The sequence below is a fragment of the Paenirhizobium daejeonense genome (genome assembly GCF_014280875.1).
GTDB classification, from domain to species: Bacteria; Pseudomonadota; Alphaproteobacteria; order Rhizobiales; family Rhizobiaceae; genus Allorhizobium; species Allorhizobium daejeonense.
In genome coordinates, this window is sequence record NZ_JACLAL010000002.1 from 558,396 (window position 1) to 578,220 (window position 19,825).

General features: G+C 61.9%; 18 protein-coding genes. 10 read left to right on the forward strand and 8 right to left on the reverse strand.

Annotated features, from left to right (window positions below; genetic code table 11):
• Positions 1 to 52 precede the first annotated feature (52 nt).
• Positions 53 to 1,000 carry an endonuclease/exonuclease/phosphatase family protein gene (locus tag H4I99_RS06210; RefSeq protein ID WP_163900138.1) on the forward strand — a complete coding sequence of 316 codons (948 nt, stop codon included), beginning with the start codon at positions 53 to 55 and terminating at the stop codon, positions 998 to 1,000.
• A gap of 21 nt (positions 1,001 to 1,021) precedes the next feature.
• On the opposite strand, the gene H4I99_RS06215 is transcribed toward H4I99_RS06210, so the two are convergent.
• On the reverse strand, positions 1,022 to 2,905 hold the full coding sequence (locus H4I99_RS06215) for an ABC transporter ATP-binding protein (protein WP_163900140.1): 1,884 nt from the start codon (positions 2,903 to 2,905) through the stop codon (positions 1,022 to 1,024).
• 318 nt (positions 2,906 to 3,223) lie between these two features.
• Here H4I99_RS06215 and H4I99_RS06220 point away from each other — a divergent pair, with 318 nt between their 5' ends.
• Positions 3,224 to 4,510 (forward strand): sugar MFS transporter, encoded by a 1,287-nt coding sequence (locus tag H4I99_RS06220; protein WP_246225648.1) that lies wholly within the window; start codon positions 3,224 to 3,226, stop codon positions 4,508 to 4,510.
• 71 nt (positions 4,511 to 4,581) lie between these two features.
• Here H4I99_RS06220 and H4I99_RS06225 read toward each other — a convergent pair whose 3' ends face one another.
• The 3 genes from H4I99_RS06225 to H4I99_RS06235 form a co-directional block, all read right to left on the reverse strand.
• Positions 4,582 to 5,004, reverse strand: coding sequence for a DMT family transporter (locus tag H4I99_RS06225; protein WP_163900142.1), 423 nt, complete (start codon positions 5,002 to 5,004; stop codon positions 4,582 to 4,584).
• The gene (locus tag H4I99_RS06230) at positions 5,004 to 5,483 is read right to left on the reverse strand and encodes a DMT family transporter (protein ID WP_163900144.1); all 480 of its coding nucleotides are present in this window, start codon (positions 5,481 to 5,483) and stop codon (positions 5,004 to 5,006) included. The genes H4I99_RS06225 and H4I99_RS06230 overlap by 1 nt, the downstream gene beginning before the upstream one ends.
• A 266-nt stretch (positions 5,484 to 5,749) precedes the next feature.
• On the reverse strand, positions 5,750 to 7,606 hold the full coding sequence (locus tag H4I99_RS06235; protein WP_163900146.1) for an ABC transporter ATP-binding protein: 1,857 nt from the start codon (positions 7,604 to 7,606) through the stop codon (positions 5,750 to 5,752).
• Positions 7,607 to 7,984: 378 nt separating this feature from the next.
• Between H4I99_RS06235 and H4I99_RS06240 the strand changes: the two genes are divergently transcribed.
• Together H4I99_RS06240 and H4I99_RS06245 are read left to right on the forward strand one after the other, a co-directional pair.
• Complete coding sequence (locus H4I99_RS06240; RefSeq protein WP_163900147.1) at positions 7,985 to 8,440, forward strand: tRNA (cytidine(34)-2'-O)-methyltransferase; 456 nt, start codon at positions 7,985 to 7,987, stop codon at positions 8,438 to 8,440.
• A 208-nt stretch (positions 8,441 to 8,648) separates the two neighbouring features.
• A complete protein-coding gene (locus tag H4I99_RS06245; protein WP_186663241.1) occupies positions 8,649 to 10,070 on the forward strand; it encodes a cell envelope biogenesis protein OmpA in 1,422 nt (473 codons plus the stop codon).
• A 108-nt stretch (positions 10,071 to 10,178) separates the two neighbouring features.
• On the opposite strand, the gene H4I99_RS06250 is transcribed toward H4I99_RS06245, so the two are convergent.
• Positions 10,179 to 10,436: a hypothetical protein gene (locus H4I99_RS06250; protein WP_163900149.1), complete on the reverse strand. Its 258-nt coding sequence runs from the start codon at positions 10,434 to 10,436 to the stop codon at positions 10,179 to 10,181.
• A gap of 167 nt (positions 10,437 to 10,603) precedes the next feature.
• Here H4I99_RS06250 and hemF point away from each other — a divergent pair, with 167 nt between their 5' ends.
• The 3 genes from hemF to H4I99_RS06265 all read left to right on the forward strand — a co-directional run bounded on the left by hemF (position 10,604) and on the right by H4I99_RS06265 (position 12,299).
• The gene (gene hemF / locus H4I99_RS06255) at positions 10,604 to 11,518 is read left to right on the forward strand and encodes an oxygen-dependent coproporphyrinogen oxidase (protein WP_163900151.1); all 915 of its coding nucleotides are present in this window, start codon (positions 10,604 to 10,606) and stop codon (positions 11,516 to 11,518) included.
• Positions 11,519 to 11,696: 178 nt separating this feature from the next.
• Positions 11,697 to 11,969 carry a hypothetical protein gene (locus tag H4I99_RS06260; protein ID WP_163900153.1) on the forward strand — a complete coding sequence of 91 codons (273 nt, stop codon included), beginning with the start codon at positions 11,697 to 11,699 and terminating at the stop codon, positions 11,967 to 11,969.
• A 144-nt stretch (positions 11,970 to 12,113) separates the two neighbouring features.
• A complete protein-coding gene (locus tag H4I99_RS06265; RefSeq protein ID WP_163900155.1) occupies positions 12,114 to 12,299 on the forward strand; it encodes a DUF1059 domain-containing protein in 186 nt (61 codons plus the stop codon).
• A gap of 96 nt (positions 12,300 to 12,395) precedes the next feature.
• Here the strand turns inward: H4I99_RS06265 and H4I99_RS06270 are convergent, their stop codons facing one another.
• The 3 genes from H4I99_RS06270 to H4I99_RS06280 are packed head-to-tail and all read right to left on the reverse strand — an operon-like array spanning position 12,396 to position 14,919.
• Positions 12,396 to 13,652 carry a CCA tRNA nucleotidyltransferase gene (locus H4I99_RS06270; protein WP_163900157.1) on the reverse strand — a complete coding sequence of 419 codons (1,257 nt, stop codon included), beginning with the start codon at positions 13,650 to 13,652 and terminating at the stop codon, positions 12,396 to 12,398.
• Positions 13,649 to 14,299, reverse strand: coding sequence for a CoA pyrophosphatase (locus tag H4I99_RS06275; RefSeq protein ID WP_163900159.1), 651 nt, complete (start codon positions 14,297 to 14,299; stop codon positions 13,649 to 13,651). Before H4I99_RS06275 ends, H4I99_RS06270 begins: the two co-directional genes overlap by 4 nt.
• The gene (locus H4I99_RS06280; RefSeq protein WP_163900161.1) at positions 14,296 to 14,919 is read right to left on the reverse strand and encodes a DUF1285 domain-containing protein; all 624 of its coding nucleotides are present in this window, start codon (positions 14,917 to 14,919) and stop codon (positions 14,296 to 14,298) included. The genes H4I99_RS06275 and H4I99_RS06280 overlap by 4 nt, the downstream gene beginning before the upstream one ends.
• A 156-nt stretch (positions 14,920 to 15,075) precedes the next feature.
• On the opposite strand from H4I99_RS06280, the gene H4I99_RS06285 reads away from it, so the two are divergent.
• Genes H4I99_RS06285 through H4I99_RS06295 form a run of 3 tightly spaced genes read left to right on the forward strand, consistent with a single transcriptional unit; the run spans position 15,076 to position 19,824 of the window.
• Positions 15,076 to 16,089: an AAA family ATPase gene (locus H4I99_RS06285; protein WP_163900162.1), complete on the forward strand. Its 1,014-nt coding sequence runs from the start codon at positions 15,076 to 15,078 to the stop codon at positions 16,087 to 16,089.
• Positions 16,090 to 16,105: 16 nt separating this feature from the next.
• On the forward strand, positions 16,106 to 17,026 hold the full coding sequence (locus H4I99_RS06290) for a DUF58 domain-containing protein (RefSeq protein WP_163900164.1): 921 nt from the start codon (positions 16,106 to 16,108) through the stop codon (positions 17,024 to 17,026).
• On the forward strand, positions 17,023 to 19,824 hold the full coding sequence (locus H4I99_RS06295; RefSeq protein WP_163900166.1) for a DUF4159 domain-containing protein: 2,802 nt from the start codon (positions 17,023 to 17,025) through the stop codon (positions 19,822 to 19,824). The genes H4I99_RS06290 and H4I99_RS06295 overlap by 4 nt, the downstream gene beginning before the upstream one ends.
• The last annotated feature ends 1 nt before the right edge of the window (position 19,825 follow it).

The following is a 19,825-nucleotide window of genomic DNA, read 5'->3' on the forward strand; positions in this document are numbered from 1 at the left end:
GGGCATCTTCCGCGCAATCGGGCATCGGGCCCATAACGGGAAAAAGGGCCTGATGCGAGACAGACTTTCCTGCATTGCGTGCGTTCTTCTGTTCATCGCTCTGATGCTCGTCAGCCTCCGTTATATTACGGACTTCTGGCTGCTCGCCTTCTTCTACAGTCTCCAGCCACATATCGGCGCGGCAGCCATTATCGGCTCCCTGATATGCCTTGCGATCAGGCGCAGTACAGTTGCATGGGCGTTGCTGGCATGGTCGATCTTCATCACCGGGCATGCCTTCTGGATGAAGCTCGAATTCCTGCCGCCCTCTGACACTGTCATCTCAGAGAAAGCGACGCGGTTCCGCCTGCTTTCCTTCAATGTGCTCGGCGATAATTTTACGAATGCCGACCGCATCGTGGACACAATCAGGATGTCAGGTGCGGATGTTGCCTATGCGATGGAAGCGGGACCTCTGGGTGACCGGCTCGACCAGCTCAAGGACATCTATCCCTATCACATTGGCTGCGGCGTGATGGTCGAGTTCTGCGACCTGCTGATTCTGTCGAAATACCCGATCGAGCAACCGCGCTTCTTCAGCCTGAGCGAGCTGCGCGCCAACAGGTTTGCAATCGCCGGAATCAGGATCGGCGGACAGTTGGTCAACTTCTCGGCCATTCACGTGACCAAGCCCTACTTCGACGACTATCACACGCTGGAGCTTATCCGCGCCGGAGCCTACATGCGCCAGCGCCCCGGCCCTAAGATCCTCGCCGGCGACTTTAATTCCGACAGCATCGCGCCGGACATGCAGCGCTTCCTGCGGCACTACAAAATGCATACGGCGGGCTTCGAGCCCGCCACATGGCCGATCGAGGCCGGCCTCTTCGGGGTGCCGATCGACCACATCTTCATGACCGGAGAGATCAAGGCAGTCGGTCTGCACAGGCTTCCCGACAGCGAGGGTTCGAATCATTTCGGCCTGATCGCCGACCTCGCAATCGAACCAGCGTCGAACTGATCCGGGTCCGCGGCGAACGACTTACTCCGCCGCCTTGTCTTCTTCGTGCTCGTGCACCGCGAGAAACCCACCGGACTGTCGCGCCCAGAGTTCGGCATAGAGCCCTCCCCTCCCGACGAGTTCCGCATGGCTACCCTCTTCGATGATACGTCCCTTGTCGAGCACGATGAGGCGATCAAGGGCGGCAATGGTCGAGAGCCGGTGTGCGATCGCCAACACCGTCTTGTCCTGCATCAGCCGGTCGAGATTGGATTGGATCGCCGCCTCCACCTCGGAATCGAGTGCTGACGTCGCCTCGTCCAGAACAAGGATCGGCGCATCCTTCAGCATGGCGCGGGCAATGGCGATGCGCTGGCGCTGCCCGCCGGAAAGCTTGACGCCGCGCTCGCCCACATGGGCGTCGAAACCCCTGCGGCCCCGCTGGTCTTCCAGCCGCTCGATGAAATCCAGCGCTTCCGCCCGCTCGGCAGCGTGGAGCAGCTGCTCCTCGCTTGCATCCTCCCGGCCGAACAGGATGTTGTCCCGGATCGACCGGTGCAGCAGCGCCGTATCCTGCGTCACCATGCCGATATGACCGCGAAGGCTCTCCTGCGTCACCGCCCGCACATCCTGCCCGTCGATCAGGATGCGGCCGCCTTCCACGTCGTAGAAGCGCAGCAACAGGTTGACGAGCGTCGACTTCCCCGCCCCCGAACGCCCGACGATACCGACCTTCTCGCCCGGTTTTATGGTGATCGTCAGATGATCGATCGCCCCCTTCTGCCGGCCATAGTGAAACGATACATCCTCGAAACGGATCTCCGGTCCCGTCACCTGCAGATCGCTCGCACCGGGCTGGTCGACAAGGCCGATCGGCCTGGAAATAAGCTCAGCCGAATTCTGGATCGTGCCGATGTTGCGCATGATGCTGTTGAGCTGCGTCATCATCCGCCCGAGAAGCATGTTGAGACGCAACACGAGGCCAAGGGTGAAAGCGACGCCGCCTGCGGTGATCGCACCGGCAAACCAGAGATCGACGGAGACTGCGGCCACCATGGCGATCATGATGCCAGACAGGATCGCCTGCGACGCCCGCACGCCGGTAATCAGCCGGGCGAAGGGCCGCAGTGTATCCTGAAAACGGTCGAAGCCCTCGCGGATGAAGTGATCGTTCTGATCCTCCCGACCGAACAGCTTCAGCGTCTGAATATTGCTGAAACTGTCGACCAGCCGACCGCTCACCATCGATGCGGCCTCGGCGGATTCCTTGGCGTGATAGCGGATGCGCGGCACGAAGTAGCGCGCCAGCAGGCTGAAGATCGCCACCCAGGCGCCGATGATGCCGGCCAGCCGCCAGTCGAGCTGGCCGACCAGCGCCATGGTCGAGCCGGTGTAGATCACCATGAACCAGACGACCTGCAGCAGCGAGGTCAGGAGATCGCCCGTCGCCTGCCCTGCCGACCAGACCTTGGTGACGATGCGCCCGGAGAAATCGTTCTGGAAGAAGGAAAGCGACTGCCGCGCCACATGCACATAGGACTGCCAGCGCACCAGATTGAAGAAATTGAGAACAATCGCCTGCTCTTCCACCAACGCTCCGATGGTGATGACCAGAAAGCGCCCGAAAAGCACGACCAGCGCCATTCCGAGCAACTCGAGCCCGTGTGCGTCAAGGAGACCGCTCCAGCCCGCCTCCCGCGGCACGGTGTCAAGCAGATCGACCAAACGGCCGACGAACCAGAAAAGCCCCGCCTCCAGGATGGCGACAGCACCACCAAAGGCTGCCATGACTGCAAAGGCACCCTTCGCCTGAGATACGTAGAACCAGACAAAGGACCATGTCCCCACCGGCGGCTGCAGATCGCCCCGTCGTCCAAAGGGATCGATCCAGGTCTCGAAAAGGCGGATGATGGTGCGGACTATCATGGCGAACCATATAGGTGCTTTCCGCAGAGCGGCAAAGACGCCGCAACACAAATGCCCGTGAGAACCGGCGCGATTGGCGAAAACCCGACCGATCCCGTAACTCCCCGATCAAAAGACCGCATATCAAAGCGCTTGCGTTGCGATACTATTATATTGCATAGCAACCACGATATCGCGAACGATCGATGGCATCCTCCCCGAAAGGCCTCGACCGATCCTCGCGACGACAGTCCATTGAAGACGACGACCATCGGTTCGACAAGGCCGCATCTGCACGTCGCGCTTCCTTCACTACCCAAAGGTAATAACTTGGCCGGTATATCCCAATCCTCCACGCGCGTGGCATCCGCATCCGCGGAAACCCAGAGCGGCAGCTACCGCTTTGCGCTTACCGCGCTCACTTCTCTCTTCTTCATGTGGGGCTTCATCACCTGCCTGAACGATATCCTCGTTCCGCATCTGAAGAGCGTCTTCTCGCTCAATTACACCCAGTCGATGTTGATCCAGTTCTGCTTCTTCGGTGCCTACTTTCTGGTGTCGCTGCCGGCAGGCGCGATCGTGCGACGCATCAGCTACAAGGGCGGCATCGTCCTCGGACTGGTGATTGCAGCAGCCGGCTGCGCCCTTTTCGTGCCAGCAGCGTCCTACCGCGTCTACGGGCTGTTCCTTGCGGCGCTCTTCGTCTTGGCAAGCGGCATCACCCTGCTACAGGTCGCCGCCAACCCTTACGTCACCGTTCTTGGCGCACCCGATACCGCGGCCAGCCGACTGACCATGACTCAGGCCTTCAATTCACTCGGCACGACGCTCGCACCGATGTTCGGCGCCTTCCTGATCCTCTCGGCGGTAGCAGGCGCAACGGCAGGCATGACGCCGGAACAGGCGGACGCGCTGCGCGTGGCAGAAGCCTCCGCCGTCAAGATGCCCTATATGGCCCTTGCCGCGGCCTTCCTGCTGCTGGCCGCCCTTTTCGCTGCGTTGAAACTGCCGGCCTTCGAGGCCGATGAGGATTTCGATCCGATCACCGAGGGACGCTCCGCCTGGAGCTACCGCCATCTCGTGCTCGGAGCTGTCGGCATCTTCCTCTATGTCGGCGCGGAAGTGAGCATCGGCAGCTTCCTCGTCAACTTCCTCGGCCAGTCGCATATCGCCGGCATGCCGGAGGCGGAAGCAGCCCACTACGTCGCCTATTTCTGGGGTGGCGCGATGATCGGCCGTTTCGTCGGTTCGATCGCCATGCGCAGCATCGAAGGCGGCAAGGCGCTGGCGTTCAATGCCGTGATCGCGGCGATCCTGCTGCTGGTCACCGTCTTCACGTCGGGTTCGGTCGCCATGTGGGCGGTGCTCGCGATCGGCCTCTTCAACTCGATCATGTTCCCGACGATCTTCTCGCTCGCCCTCTATGGGCTCGGCAAATACACGAGCCAGGGTTCCGGCATCCTCTGCCTCGCCATCGTCGGCGGCGCGCTGCTCCCGGTCGCCCAGGGCGCACTTGCCGATACGATCGGCATCCAGCACGCCTTCCTCATGCCGGTGCTCTGCTATGCCTACATTGCCTATTACGGCCTGAAGGGGCATCGCGTGAGCTCAGGCCTACAGCACTGAAGTCGTGGAAAGGGCGCGTATCGCAGGATACGCGCCCTCTTCGTTTATGCCGGCAACCGCCGAAGCGGAAGTTAGCGCGAATAGCGCGTCAGATAGATGCCGAGCAGGATCAGTGCGACGCCAGCTGGCTGTCCGATGCTGATTTCGGCTGTTCCACGCAGAATGTCGATCATCAACCCGGTAATCATCTGCCCGCCGATAATCAGCAGCGACGAACGGGCCGCACCGATCCTTGGAAAGACATAGGAACTCAAGGCAACGAACATCGCCCCGACGATGCCGCCGGTAAACGCCCAGGCCGGCACGCCACCCAGCAAGCCGAATGCCTGCCGGTGGAACGCCACCACGAACAGGCTGAGCAGCACGAAGCCGATGAAGTGGTTCCAGAACGAGGCGCGAAAGGCCCCGCGATCCATGGCGAGCCTTCCGTTGATCGAACGGCTCATGCCGACGGCGGCACCGCCCGCCAGCGCAACGAGAACGGAAACCAGCATCACGCGCCTCGCGAATAGATGATGAGGGCGCTGCCACCGATGACGCAGAGCGCAGCCAGGAAATCGAACCGGTTGAGGACACGCAGCGGCGTGCCGAACAGACCCCAGCGGTCGGAGATAAGGCCGAACAGGATCTGCCCGACCAGCAGCAGCGACAGACCGCCGGCAAGCGCCAGCTCGGAGTTGACCGCGATAGAACTGAGAGCGACGGCAAAAGCCCCCGGCGCACCGCCGAGATAGGACCACAGCGGCGGCTTGGCAGCCACCTGCCCGGCCCCCTGTCCTGTATCGCCTCGTCCGCCGCCAAGAAGCAGATTGGCGCGCAACAGGATGAGGGCTGCGACCGCTCCAATGCCGTGCACCACCCATGATGCCGTTATCGGCGTGGTAAAGGCCGCCAGTCCGCTGTTAAGGGTCAGCATTACTGCCAGCATGGCCCCGGCAAGCGCCGCCCACAGCCAATCGAGATAGTGCCGCATATCGAGATTTCCCCGCCGCTTGAAGATTCGAGCCTGTCTCGTCCCGCTCAGAGCAATTCCAGCAAAAGTGGGAACAGGTGTTGCGTCCGAAATTGCGAGAAACAGGAAAGACAAAGCATTGGAGGCGATTCTGTTTTCGCCAAAAATGCTCTAAGCGCGAGTAGAGCCACGGCACAATCGATTTCTTGATCGGACGACTTTAGAAAATCTGCAGATGCGGCAGCAGTAAAAAGCCCTCCCCGCATTTCTGCGGGAAGGGCCTGATCTCATTCCGCCGCTTCGCTTTCGCTGTCCGACTGATCGGCAAGGAAGCCGCCCGATTGACGGTTCCAGAGATCCGCGTAGATACCACCCTCCGCCACCAGTCCGGCATGGGAGCCGGTCTCGACGATGTGCCCCTTGTCGAGCACCACCAGCCGGTCCATCTCCGTGAGCGTCGAGAGACGGTGGGCGATCGCGATCACGGTCTTGCCGTCCATCAGCGAGAACAGGCTCTCCTGAATAGCCGCCTCGACTTCCGAGTCGAGTGCGGAGGTAGCCTCGTCAAGGATCAGGATCGGCGCGTTCTTGAGGAACACACGAGCAATCGCGATACGCTGGCGCTGGCCGCCGGAAAGCTTCACGCCACGCTCGCCGACCTGGGCGTCAAGCGCCTTGCGACCCTGCATGTCGACGAGGCCTTCGATGAAGTCCCAGGCATTCGCCCGCTTCGCCGCCTCGATCACTTCCGCATCGGTCGCGTCTGGCCGGCCATAGGCGATGTTGTCGCGGATCGAGCGATGCAGCAGCGAAGTGTCCTGGGTGACGACCCCGATCAGCGAACGCAGGCTTTCCTGCGACACGGCGGAGATGTCCTGCCCGTCGATGGTGATCTTGCCCTTCTCCAGATCGTAGAAGCGCAGAAGCAGGTTCATCAGCGTCGTCTTGCCCGCACCCGAGCGGCCGACCAGCCCCACCTTCTCGCCTGCCTTGATGGTCAGCGAGAAGTCGTTGATCACGCCCTTGTCCTTGCCATAGTGGAAGCGGACATGGTCGTAAACGATCTCACCCTTCGGCACGGCCAGCGCCTTGGCTGCGGGAGCATCGACGATATCGTGCGCCTTGGTCATCATGCCCATGCCGTCATAGACGGTGCCGATGTTTTCGAAGAGCGCCGCCACTTCCCACATGATCCACTGCGACATGCCGTTGATGCGCATCGCAAGGCCGATTGCAACCGCGATCGCGCCGATCGAGACGCTGCCGCCGAGCCAGAACCATATGCTGAGCGCCGAAATCGAGAACAGCACGATGGCATTGTTGATGTCGACGAGGATGTTCAGCAGCGTAATCTGCCGCATCTGGCGATGCACGGTGCCGAGGAAGGCATCCATGCCCTCCTTGGCGTAGGTCTCCTCACGCCCGGCATGGGAGAACAGCTTCACCGTCGCGATGTTGGTGTAGCTGTCGACGATCCGCCCCGTCATCATCGAACGCGCATCCGCCTGTTCGCTGGAAAGCTTGCGCAGCCGAGGAATGAAGTATCCGAGAATCAGCGAATAGACCACGATCCAGAAGACCAGCGGCCCGACAAGCCGCCAGTCAGCGGCAAAGACCAGCGCCAGCATCGAGACGAAGAAGCTGATCGCGTAGACGAACACGTCGATGATCTTCATCACCGATTCACGAACGGCGAGCGAGGTCTGCATGACCTTGGTAGAGACCCGGCCCGCGAATTCATTGGCGAAAAAGGTCATCGAGTGGCGCAACAGGAAACGATGCATCTGCCAGCGGGCGATCATCGGGAAATTGCCGGCCAGCACCTGATGCATGGTCAGCGAGTGGATCGCTCCTACCAAGGGAAGGCCGACGAGCAGCAACGCGCCCATCCAGACAAGTCTGGTCCACTCTGTCTGGAGGAAGGTGGCGCGATCGGCGACCGTCAGCCAGTCGACGATATTACCGAGGAACTGGTAGAGGACCACTTCGGCGACAGCAATCAGCATCGAGCATAGCCCGAGCAGCAGCAGCCAGGGGGCCGCGGGTTTCGTATAATACCAGCAGAAAGCGACAAGCCCCTTGGGCGGCAGCGCGGGCGCTTCCGACGGATAGGGATTGAGGCGGCTTTCGAACCACGCAAACATGAATATGCTCCAGCAATCTGGCGCCCTACGCCTGACGACCGCAATCGATCGCGCATGGGCGGAAATCGGGACAAAGAGGCCGCAGTTACGGCCGCATGGCAATTTAAATGGGTAGTTTAGAGAGAAAGGGCGAGCGTTTCGCCGTCACGCAGCCTGCAAAAAATGCGGCACCGGGAAACGCATCGTGTCAGTTGTCATCATCGAGGCCTCCCTTGTTGCGTGTTGAAGATGCAGCCTGTCTAGCCATGAAGGCGCAGATTGAAAAGGGGGAAAATGTTGCTATGTCGCGTTTTGACGCTTGGATGTTGCCCGAAGACAACAAGTCATGGATCGCTCACCGGACTTGAGGGCGATGGCGGCCTTGGCTTATGAGAAGGTATGACAGACCTTCGCATTGCCCTCTATCAGCCAGACATTCCCGGCAACACTGGCACCATCCTCAGGCTCGTCGCCTGTCTGGGGCTCGGCGTCGATATCATCGAACCGGCGGGCTTCGACATCTCCGACCGCAACCTGAAACGCGCGGGCATGGACTATCTGGCGAGCGTCACGCTCACCCGTCACGTCAACTGGAACCAGTTCGAGACATGGCGGCAGTCAGCTGGCCGCCGGCTGGTGCTCGCCTCCACCAGGGCGGCCGAGCGCTACACTGACTTTACCTACCGTCCCGATGACATCCTGCTCTTCGGCCGCGAGAGCGCCGGCGTTCCGGACAACGTGCACGACGCGGCGGATGCCCGCGTCATCATTCCGATGGTTGCCGGGCAGCGCTCCATCAATGTCGCCATGTCGGCCGCCATGATCGCAGGGGAAGCGCTGCGCCAGGTCTCCTGAAGACGGGCAACCTGATTGCCCGAAAACGCTCCGAACCGACATCCGTCAAGGACATGTCTTCAAAATCCGTTAGGCTCTGCATGTCCGTAAGGAGATACGGAGACGGTTACGCTTGCAACCTTCGGAAGGTACAAAACCGTATTCGCGCATTTGCTAATTCTACCGAAAGACGCTATGTTGCATCGCAGCAAAAACCGGGAGATGATCGATGTTCGAGACCGCATTCGCCCTGAGTTTGACCCACTTCGCCAGATCACTGAGCTTTCCGGAGCGCCTTCAGCGTCGGCCGGGTCGCAATGCCGCTCTTGAACCCTGGCGTCTGCGCAACGCCAATCTCGATGCCTTTTTCTACGACGTGAAAGCGCTGACGGCGGAAGAGACCTTCTATGTCAGCGATGTGATCGCGGCCGAGGGGCTGATCATGATCGTTCCGCCGACAGGCGCCGGCATGCTGACGCTTTGCGACACGGTCGATGAATACTTGCTTCGCGGCGGCCGAAACGTACATGCCCTCACCGTTGCCGGCGTGGGTGGTTCCGCCATCGGTGCGGCCGCCTTTGCCCGCAACGTCGCCGACGCCATCGGCGAACCCGTCGCCGCCGTCGTTTCCGGTTACGGCCTGGGCGACATCGTCAACGAGGCCGTCGGCGGTGCATTCTTCTTCGGCTGGCTCGGTCATATGCGCAACGACCTCGAAGTTCTGGACGACATGGTCGGCCGCCCTCAGCTTGGAGCCTATCAGGACCGCCACCTCCTCGAACTCAAGCCGAACGGCAGTTGCCTCGATGCGGATACGGTGAAGAGCCTGCTCGCCAATCCCGAGCTTTCCTTCCATCTGCTCGCCGGTCATTCCCGCGGCAACCGCGTCCTGTCCGAAGCCCTCTATGCCCTGAAGCTTTCTGAGCCGAAGCACCTGAGAAAGCTGGCGAGCGGCCTGCGCGTCGTCACCTTCGGCGGGCGCATTACCATGCCTCCGGAATGCAGGAACGTCATCGACGTCATCGGCGAATTCGACTGGTTCGGGGAAATCAATTCGCGGCCTCTCATCGAGAGCGATGTCCGCGTACCCTATGCCGGCCACTCCACCAACACTGGTTTCCCCGGTGCCCTTTCCGTCACGAAAATCCTCAAGGAGATCATCGCCCGTAGCCTGCCGGCAGTGATCGAGGAGGAAACCGCCGCCCCGGAGAAGTCGGAACCTCCTGTCGAGATAGCAAAAGCAAGGGTCGCCAAGGTGGCCAAGGCGAAACCGGAGAAGGTTGTCTCAACCGAGCCGCCAGCGGTGGCATCCGCCGAACCACTGGCTGCCGAACCGCCACCGGAAGAACCTTCGCCGCCAGCCGCAGCCATCGCTGAAGCACCGCCTTCTGAAATCACGGAGGATGTGCCGGCTCTTCCAGCCGCACCGGAAGAACCCGCACCGCTTGAAGTCATCCCAGAGATTGTAGCAACAGAGCCCAATCCAACCGAAGAAGCCGTGATCGAGCCTGTGATCGCGGAACCGCCCGTGGCTGCAAAACCGGTAGTGCAAGCAAAGCCGGAAGTTAATGCGGAAGCCGCTCCCGCTCCGAAGCCGAAAGCCTCGCGCCCGGCAGGCAAGCGTGGCAGCCCCAAGGGTGGCCGCCGTTGACGCCGCACGATCACTAACCACCGCTCGATTGTTTGGCAAATGAGCGCTCCGCAGCGCCCCTTCGAAGCGTAGCGCTGCACGCCAACCCAATATGTCGGGGTAATCGCCTTAATCGGCGGAAGGCAGGCGCCGCATGGTGAATTCGATGCGGTCGCCTTCCAGCTGACGCCAGCTCTCGACCTCGGTCCAGTAGGCAGCTTTCGGAAAGGCGTCGAACCATTCTCGCGCTTTCTCCCGCGCATCGTCACGCGGCAGGCAGAATGTCTCGCGCACGAAATCCGACCCGCGCCGTGCCTTGGCCTTGCGGTGGTCGGCAATGCGCTTTTTCAGGCCATCAAGTGGCGGGGGACCGGGTATTCTCGTCATGAAAAACCTCGCTACCCCGGAAGATAATGGCCCGATCGTTCTTTTGCGAGTCGATTTTCAGGGTTTGGATCGACTGCCTTTCTGGTCGCGCAGGAATTGACCTGCTAATCGAAATCCGGATTTTGTGACGAGTCGCCGCGCGAATGATTGCCGCGACGGGGGAACTGATGGAAAGACCTGACCTGCCGAAAGGCCTGCCGAGTGATATCGGCGAGAAGATGCAGACGGCCCGCGCCTGGTTCGAGAACCTGCGCGACACGATATGCGCGTCCTTCGAACTTCTGGAACAGGAACTGACCGGACCGCTTTCCGACAGAGAGCCCGGCCGTTTCGTCGGCAAGGACTGGCTTCGCGATGAAGGCGCCGGCGGCGGCGGGCGCATGTCGATGATGGAAGGCCGGGTCTTTGAGAAGGTTGGGGTACACACCTCGACCGTCTACGGCGAATTTTCCCCCGAGTTCCGCAAGACCATGCCGGGCGCCGAGGAAGACCCGCGTTTCTGGGCTTCGGGCATTTCGCTGATTGCGCATCCGGTCAATCCGAATGTGCCGGCCGTGCATATGAACACCCGCATGGTGGTCACCACCAGCCAGTGGTTTGGTGGCGGAGCCGACCTGACACCCGTTCTTGACATGCGCCGCACGCAGGAAGATCCCGACAGCCGCCTCTTCCACCGCGCCATGGAAATCACCTGCGGACGCCACAGCGCCGTCGCCGATTATGCAGCCTACAAGAACTGGTGCGACGAATATTTCTTCCTGAAGCATCGCAACGAGCCGCGCGGCATCGGCGGCATCTTCTTCGACTGGCTGCATTCGCCGGAAGAGCGTGGCGGCTGGGCGGCCGACTTCGCCTTCGTTCAGGACGTTGGCAAGGCCTTCAACCTCGTCTATCCGAAGATCGTGCGCAGCAACTTCAACCAGCCCTGGACCGAGGAAGAACGCGACGAGCAACTGGTGCGCCGCGGGCGCTATGTGGAGTTCAACCTGCTCTACGACCGCGGCACCATCTTTGGCCTAAAGACGGGCGGCAACGTCGATTCGATCCTCTCCTCCATGCCGCCTGTCGTGCGCTGGCCTTAAAGCGCCGGCCATTTTTGCCTGAAAGCCGCACAATTGGTACCGTTTTGAGCCATCGGCAAAACCTCGGTTTGCCAATCATCAAGACGATCGCGGAATTGTGACCCACGACATCAAATTACATTTGGAATTGTAACATCAGGTGTTATCGTCTTCTCGGTTCTTAAGGAGGAGAATTGCTATGCCTGATGCAAAAAGCGTTTCAGTCCCCCCGCATGCAGCAACCGACCGCGCACTGGAAGCGCGGGAATTGATTGATCGACTGGCCGAAGAGCTCCGCGCTTCGAGCGATGTCGATCTGCCTCACGCCTACTTCGTGGAACAGGTCAAACTCGGCCTGGCGAGCCGCGAACTGACAGATGTCAAAGCAGCCAACGATATCGAAGGTTACACGCGCCCGCCCCACAACCGGGTGGCCGCATCCGTCTTCAATTGCTGGGCAATGCCGGAATAGGCTCCCGTATCACTTCTCAAAAAAAGGGGCGAAGCCCCCGTTATCCTGCACCGCTTCGGCGGTGCGGGGGAGGGTAGAATTGGGAATTTCCGAATAACGTGATATGCTCCCTGAGGTTGAACCCAGTCGAAGAGGAGATGTGTTATGAAACAGTTTGAATGCGGTTCACTGGTTCCGGGTTGCGCTTGGCACACTCGCGCCAAGGAGGAGGCGGAGGTGGTTCATCGTGCTGTAGAGCACATGCGCACCGCGCATGGCGAAACGGTCATCCGCGAAAACATGGTCGACAATATCAAGGCCCGCATTACTGACGAAGCCGACGCGGCTTGATCTGAAGAAACCACAAAAACAAGTCTTTTCGGCAGCTTGGCGTCCAAAACTGAATCAGAAAACGATACACCTGAATCGGTTTGTCAACGACTTGCGTCAGGACTTGAGGATCTCTGGAAGCCGGGCGAGAAGCTTCGCCCGGTCCATGGAGAAACTGGACGATATCCATTCATCCTCGAGCTTGCGCAACGCCTCGCCGACTTTCGGGCCGGCATCTGCACCCGCAGCAATTACATCACTGCCGCCGAGCGGAAAGCGTGGACGCTCGTATTTCTGTGCCCTGTCAAGCAAGACAGAAAGCCGCCCTGCCCGCGCCATGGCTTTTGGATTGCCTTCGGCGCCGGCCCTAGCGCCAGCCAGCTCCAGCTTTATGACGGCGATAATCCCCTCCGTGCCGAAGCGGTAGAGATCGCGGGTGAAGACTGCGTCCGTCACGGCTTCAGCAGGCTTCGGCGCAAGCGCGAAACGTTCCAGATAGACCGCCTCCGCCCTAGACAGACGCAGCCGCTCGGAAAGCCCCGCGAGGCGCTGGACGTCCTTGGGCACTATCGAGGCAAGCCGCAGCAGCGGCTCCGGCGTCCACCCGAACGCACGCTCCGCCGCAATCAGACCCGGGATCGCATCGATGCCCCACTTCTCTGTCTCGGGAAGAATTTCCGTGAGCACACCGGACTGACGCATCCAGAGAAGCGCCCGGCCGGGATCGGCTGCGGTCAACAGTTTCTTCATCTCGGACCATACCCGCTCGGCAGAGAGGGTCTTCAGTTGGTCCTTCGCCCGAGCGCAGGCTTTCAGCCCCGCCGCATCCGGCCGTCCACCGCCATAATGGGCGAAGAACCGGAAGAACCGCAGAACCCGGAGATAGTCCTCGGCAATCCGCGTATCCGCATCGCCGATGAAGCGCACGGTCTTTGTCTCGATGTCCGCAAGACCGCCGATAAGGTCAATCACCTCACCCCGTACATCGACATAAAGCGCATTGATCGTCAGGTCGCGACGTTCGGCATCCACCTGCCAGTCGGTCCCGAAAGCGACCTGCGCACGCCGCCCGTCGGTCTCCACATCGCGCCGGAGCGTCGTCACCTCGAAACCCACGCCATCGATCACCAGCGTCACCGTGCCGTGCTCGATGCCGGTCGGAACCGCCTTGATACCGGCCGCGTTCGCACGCTCGACGACGACCTCGGGCAGCAGCGTCGTGGCAAGATCGACATCGCCGACCGGTACGCCCATCAGACTGTTGCGCACCGCGCCACCGACCACCCGGACCTCGCCGCCATCGGCATTGAGCAGCGCGAAAAGCCTTGTCAGCGCAGGATCGCGGAACCAGGCTTCCGACGAGAGATTGGTCATGCATAAAGCCTTTCATAAAGCGTCCGGATAATGCCGGCAGTAATGCCCCAGATGTAGCGCTCGCCATAGGGCATCACATAGAAATGCCTGACGATCCCCTGCCAGGCCTTACTGTCGCGCAGGTGGTTGGCGGGATCCATAAGGAACGAAAGAGGCACCTCGAAGACCTCTTCCACCTCGGCCGGATTGGGCGTGATGGTGAAGCCGCGCTGGACAACGGAAAGAACGGGAATGATGCGAAAACCGGTTCCCGAGAGATATTGCGGCAGCCGCCCGACCGTTTCGACGAAGGAAGGCTCAAGCCCGATCTCCTCCTCCGCCTCGCGAAGCGCCGCGATCTCGGGCGATTTGTCATCCTCGTCGATCCCGCCACCCGGAAAGGCGATCTGTCCGGCATGCTTGCGCAGCCTGGTCGTCCGCTGGGTCAGGATGATCTTGGCGCCGTCCGGATCGTCCACAACGGGCACGAGCACGGCGGCATCCTTGAGCTTGAGCCCCTCGTTTTCCAGAACGGTCTGCGGATTGAGGAGATGGTCGCCATGGTCGCGCCATGCATGTTCGATCGGCGCGCCGATCTGGTTCAGGGCACGTTGCCTGAAATCCTGCGCGCTAAAGAGCGCCGAAGTCTCCGAAGTGCCAACGATCATTGCGAAAGCCGCTCCAGCTCTTCGGCCGGCATGACCGGAAAAACCGCACCATCGGAGCGAAGGCAGAACATATCCCGACCCTCGACCGACAAGACCTCGCCAAGCTCGACGAGATCGTACATCACGGCCCGCGAAACCAACGCCTCAAGCCGGCCCCGCACATGCAGATAGGGCTTCAATTCCTGATTTTCACCAGCGATGATGAAACGCAGCGGATGCGCCGCACCCGCCTCGACCACATCTCCGACATTGGTGCGAAAAACCAGCACCGGTTCGTCGTCACGTATATCCACGCTCATCTCGACGGCGACGAAAGGTGCGTCCTCGACCCGGATCCCCACCTTTTCCACCGGTGTGACGAGATAGGTTTTCCCATCCTCATCCTTGCGAAGGACGGTCGAGAAAAGCCGCACCAGCGGCGCGCGTCCGATCGGCGTCCCCATGTAGAACCATGTTCCGTCGGCCCGGATCTCCATGTCGATATCGCCACAAAACGGCGGTTCCCAGCGCTCGACGGGCGGGAGCCCGTTCTTGCCCCCGGCGGTCTGCTCGCCGGCACGGGCGATCAACGCGGCGAGCCCTGCCGCATCCGTCGTCGCTTTCAGCGTGTCGCCTGCCATCTTTGCGTCCCGGTTTACCTCTAATCCATTACAGTCACGAGATAGTCATTTGAATCGCGCTTGTCAGCCGCCCGTTCGGGAATAAGTTAGTTCTAAAAATGGCGGTTGCGTATGAGGCGCGATTCGTCTCAATGGCCGCATGAGATGGAGAAGACCATGGGAATGATGCCTGTGCCCGAAGCCCCCCTCGATGAAAAGGCCATCATTGCAGCCGCTGAAAAGGCGCTGGCTGATATTGCCACCATTCGCGGCGAAGTCTCCAAGGTCATCTTCGGCCAGGAAAAGGTGGTCGAGAACACGCTTCTGGCCATCCTGTCGGGTGGCCATGCGCTGCTGGTCGGGGTTCCGGGCCTCGCCAAGACCAAGCTCGTCACCACCCTCGGCACCGTTCTGGGGCTCGACGCCAACCGCATCCAGTTCACGCCGGACCTGATGCCATCCGATATCCTCGGCACCGAGGTGATGGACCAGGGCGAAAACGGCCGGCGCTCCTTCCGCTTCGTCAAGGGACCGGTCTTCGCCCAGCTTCTGATGGCCGACGAAATCAACCGAGCCAGCCCGCGCACCCAGTCGGCGCTTCTGCAGTCCATGCAGGAGTACCACGTCACCATCGCCGGGCAGGCCTATAACCTTCCCTCCCCGTTCCATGTGCTCGCCACGCAGAACCCGCTGGAACAGGAGGGCACCTATCCGCTACCGGAAGCCCAGCTCGACCGCTTCCTGCTGCAGGTCGATGTCGGTTATCCGGGGCTTGCCGCCGAACGCCAGATCCTGCTCGAAACCACCGGCCTTTCCGAAGCGCGGGCAACCAGCGTCGTAACGGCCGAACGGCTGATCGAGATCCAGAAGCTCATCCGCCAGATGCCGGTTTCCGAAGGCGTTGTGGATGCGATCCTGTCGCTTGTCCGCTCCGCCCGCCCCGGTCAGGGAAATGCGGAAACCGACAAGAACGTCGCCTGGGGTCCCGGCCCGCGCGCCGGTCAGGCGCTGATGCTCTGCGCCCGTGCCCGCGCGCTCTACGAGGGTCGCCTCGCGCCGTCGCTCGATGACGTTTACGCGCTAGCCGAACCGGTCCTCGAACACCGCATGGCGCTCGCATTCTCGGCCCGCGCGGAAGGCATGTCGGTGCGCGATGTCATCGCTGGCCTCGTCAGCCGTGCTCGCGGCTGAGAAAGGCTAGGGGCTCGTGGCAAGCATTGGCCAGATCGTCGAGCAGACCCCGAGCAGCGATGCGTTGAGCCGCGCCCGTCAGCGCGCAGCCCTCGTGCCCGATTGCATGGTCGAGGCCCGCCGCATCGCCAACACCGTGATCGCCGGCTGGCATGGTCGCCGGAAGCGCGGCATCGGGGAAAACTTCTGGCAGTTTCGCCCCTATTCGGAAGGCGAGAGCTTCACCCGAATCGACTGGCGGCGCTCCGCTCGCGACGACCACACCTATATCCGCGACCACGAATGGCAGGCAGCTCATACGATCTGGCTGTGGGCCGACATGTCGCCCTCGATGATGTACAAGTCGACGCTTGCTTCCGTTTCGAAGGAAAGCCGCGCGCTGGTGCTGATGCTGGCGCTTGCCGAAATCCTTGCCCGGTCAGGCGAGCGCATCGGTTGCCCTGGCGTCATGGAGCCGGTTTCCGCCCGCAACGCCGCCGAACGGCTCGCCGCAGCGCTCATTCATGCGCCGGCGACCAGCGGCCTGCCGGATACCGGCATGATCCGCGGCATGAGCGATATCGTTCTGATCGGCGACTTCCTCGATGACGCCGACCGCATCATGGATCGTATCGGCCCGCTTGCCCGTCGCGGCCTGCGTGGCCACGTGGTCGAGATCGCAGACCCGGCAGAGGAAAGCTTCCCCTATACCGGCCGCACCGAGTTCACCGACCCTGAAACCGGCGAAAAGCTGACATCCGGACGTGCCGAGAGCCTGCGCGAAGATTACCGCCGCGCCTATCTCGCCCGCCGCGACAATCTCGGCGAAGCGCTGCGTCGATTGGGTTGGAGCTTCGTGCCCCACCGCACCGACCGCCTGGCCTCCGAGGCACTGGTCGCCGTTCACATGTATCTCTCGGGCACGCCGCCACGCGTGAGTAGGAGCAATGCCTCATGAGCGCTTTGCCCTTTGCCTTCGCCGCCCCTGCCGTTCTGATTGCCCTTGCCGCCCTGCCATTGATCTGGTGGCTGCTCAAGCTCACCCCGCCGCGCCCCAAGGCGGAGGTGTTTCCGCCGCTCGGGATTTTGGCCTCGGTCCTCAAGCGGGAGGAAACGCCGTCGAGAAGCCCGTGGTGGCTGACCCTGTTGCGTATGGCGATTACCGCGCTTGCGATCTTCGCGCTCGCCGATCCGGTGATGAACCCTCGCAACGCCTCCGTATCGGGCGATGGCCCGCTGGTTCTCGTCATCGACAACGGCTGGTCGACATCGACCGACTGGGACCGCCGGATCGCGACCGCCGAGGCGCTGATCGGTGACGCGTCCGACGCGAGCCTGCCGGTATCGCTCGTATTCACCGCCGATCCAAGTCACGATCCCGTGCCCGTTGCCGCCAGCACCGCGCTCGAAAGACTGCATGCAGCCGCGCCGAAGCCTTTGCGGCCCGACCGCGAGCGCGCCATCGGTGCGCTCAGAGAAGCACTCCAGTCCACCCGCCCCGGCACGCTTGTCTTCTTCTCCGACGGCCTTTCGTCGCGTGAGAATGACACGACCATGGCCGACCTCGCGGCCCTTTCGCCCTATCAGTTCAGGCTGGCCGAGGGTGACGGCAAGGCAGCAGTCGCCATCACCGGCGCGACCAACGGATCCAACGCTCTGGAAGTCAACCTTTCCCGGCTTTCAACGAATAGCGCGGCCAGCGTGAACATCGAGGCGCAGGATAGGCAGGGCCGCGTGATCGCTACCGGCATGGCCAATTTCCGCAGTGGAGAAAACGTGGCAAAGGCTGCGGTAAACGCACCGTTCGAACTGCGTAACGATTTCGCCCGGCTCTCCGTCGTCGGCCTCGGCACCGCCGGCGCCACGCATCTGCTGGACGACGGCTTCCGCCGTCGCCGTGTCGCGCTGATCTCCGGCGAGGCAGGCGACGAATTCCAGCCGCTGCTTTCGCCGCTCTATTACATCGAACGCGCGCTTGCCCCCTATGCCGATCTGATGAAGCCCGACGTCACGGATCTTGCCGTGTCGATTCCGGAGTTCCTGTCGCGCAATCCCTCCGTCATCGTGCTCGCCGATGTCGGTCGTCTGCCTGCTGAAGTCTATGATCCGCTGCAGCGCTGGATTTCGCGCGGGGGAACGCTGATCCGCTTTGCCGGCCCGCGTCTTGCCGCCGCCCCCTCTGGCGACCCCCTGCTTCCCGTCATCCTGCGTCAGGGCGAGCGCGCACTCGGCGGCGCCCTGTCATGGGCAGAGCCCCAGCCACTGGCGGATTTCCCGCGCTTTGGTCCCTTCGCCGGCATGGCCCGCCCGCAGGACATCCTCGTCAAGCGACAGGTGCTTGCCGAGCCTACGCCCGACCTCGCGGAACGCACCTGGGCAAGCCTTGCCGATGGAACGCCGCTCGTCACCGTCCGGGAAAACGGCGCAGGCCGCATCGTGCTTTTCCATGTCAGCGCGGAAGCCACATGGTCGGATCTTCCGATCTCCGGCCATTTCGTTGAAATGCTCCGCCGCCTCATTCAGCTTTCCCGCGTCGGCACCGCCGCCGAAGGCGGCGACGCGACCGCTCCGGCCCTTCCGCCCTATCGCCTGCTGACGGCTTCGGGCACCATGACCAGCGAAGCCGGAACCGCCCGCCCCTTAAGCCTTGGCAACAAACGTCCTCTGGCATCTACCTTCGACAATCCGCCGGGCCTCTATGGCACCGAGGACGGCTTCGTCGCCCTGAACCTTCTGCCTTCGGACAGCGAACTGACCCCGCTTCCTCAGGATGCCAATGTGCAGGTCTCGCGCGAGCGACTTGCCGGCTCTGCCGCCAAGCCGCTGAAACCGGCGCTCCTGTCGATCGCCTTTGCCCTGCTCGTGCTGGATAGTGTTGTGGTGCTTTTCATGAACGGCGTCTTTGCCCGCCTTCCCGGCCGCACCACCACGACCGGTATAGCCATGACGATAGCCGCATTGCTGATGCTCCCTGACGACCTGCTCGCTGCCGATGCGAAACCCGGCGACGAACTGATCCTCGAGCGGCTCGACAACACCCATCTCGCCTATGTCATCACCGGCGAGCCGGAAGTGGACCGTATCTCGGAACGCGGGCTTATAGGCCTCACCGATTTCCTCACCTACCGGACGACGCTCGAACCCGCCCCTCCGGTGGGCCTCGACATTTCCAAGGACGAGCTGTCCTTCTACCCGATCATCTTCTGGCCGGTATCGGCGACCGCACCCATGCCCTCGGCCGCCGCCATCAGCCGCATCGACGCCTATATGCGCGCCGGCGGCACGGTGCTCTTCGATACCCGCGACCAGATCTCCGCCCTTGGGGGAGATGCCGGCCCGAGCGCCAATGGAGAGCGTCTCCAGGCGATCCTCGCCACCATCGACATTCCGCCGCTGGAACCCGTTCCGTCCGACCACGTACTGGCGCGGTCGTTCTATCTTCTATCGAATTTCCCCGGCCGCTACACCGGCAGCCCCCTCTGGGTCGAGGCAAGGCAGGAAGCGAAAAAAGCGGATAGCGCCGTCGCCTCCGCAGGCGATGGCGTCTCTCCGATCCTGATTACCGGTAACGACATGCTCGCCGCCTGGGCAATCGAGGACAACGGCGCCCCGATGATGCCGACCGTCCCTCCGGACGAGATGCAGCGGGAAATGTCTTACCGCGCCGGGGTGAACATCATGATGTACATGCTGACCGGCAACTACAAGGCCGATCAGGTGCACATTCCCGACCTCCTGGAACGGTTGGGCCAGTGAC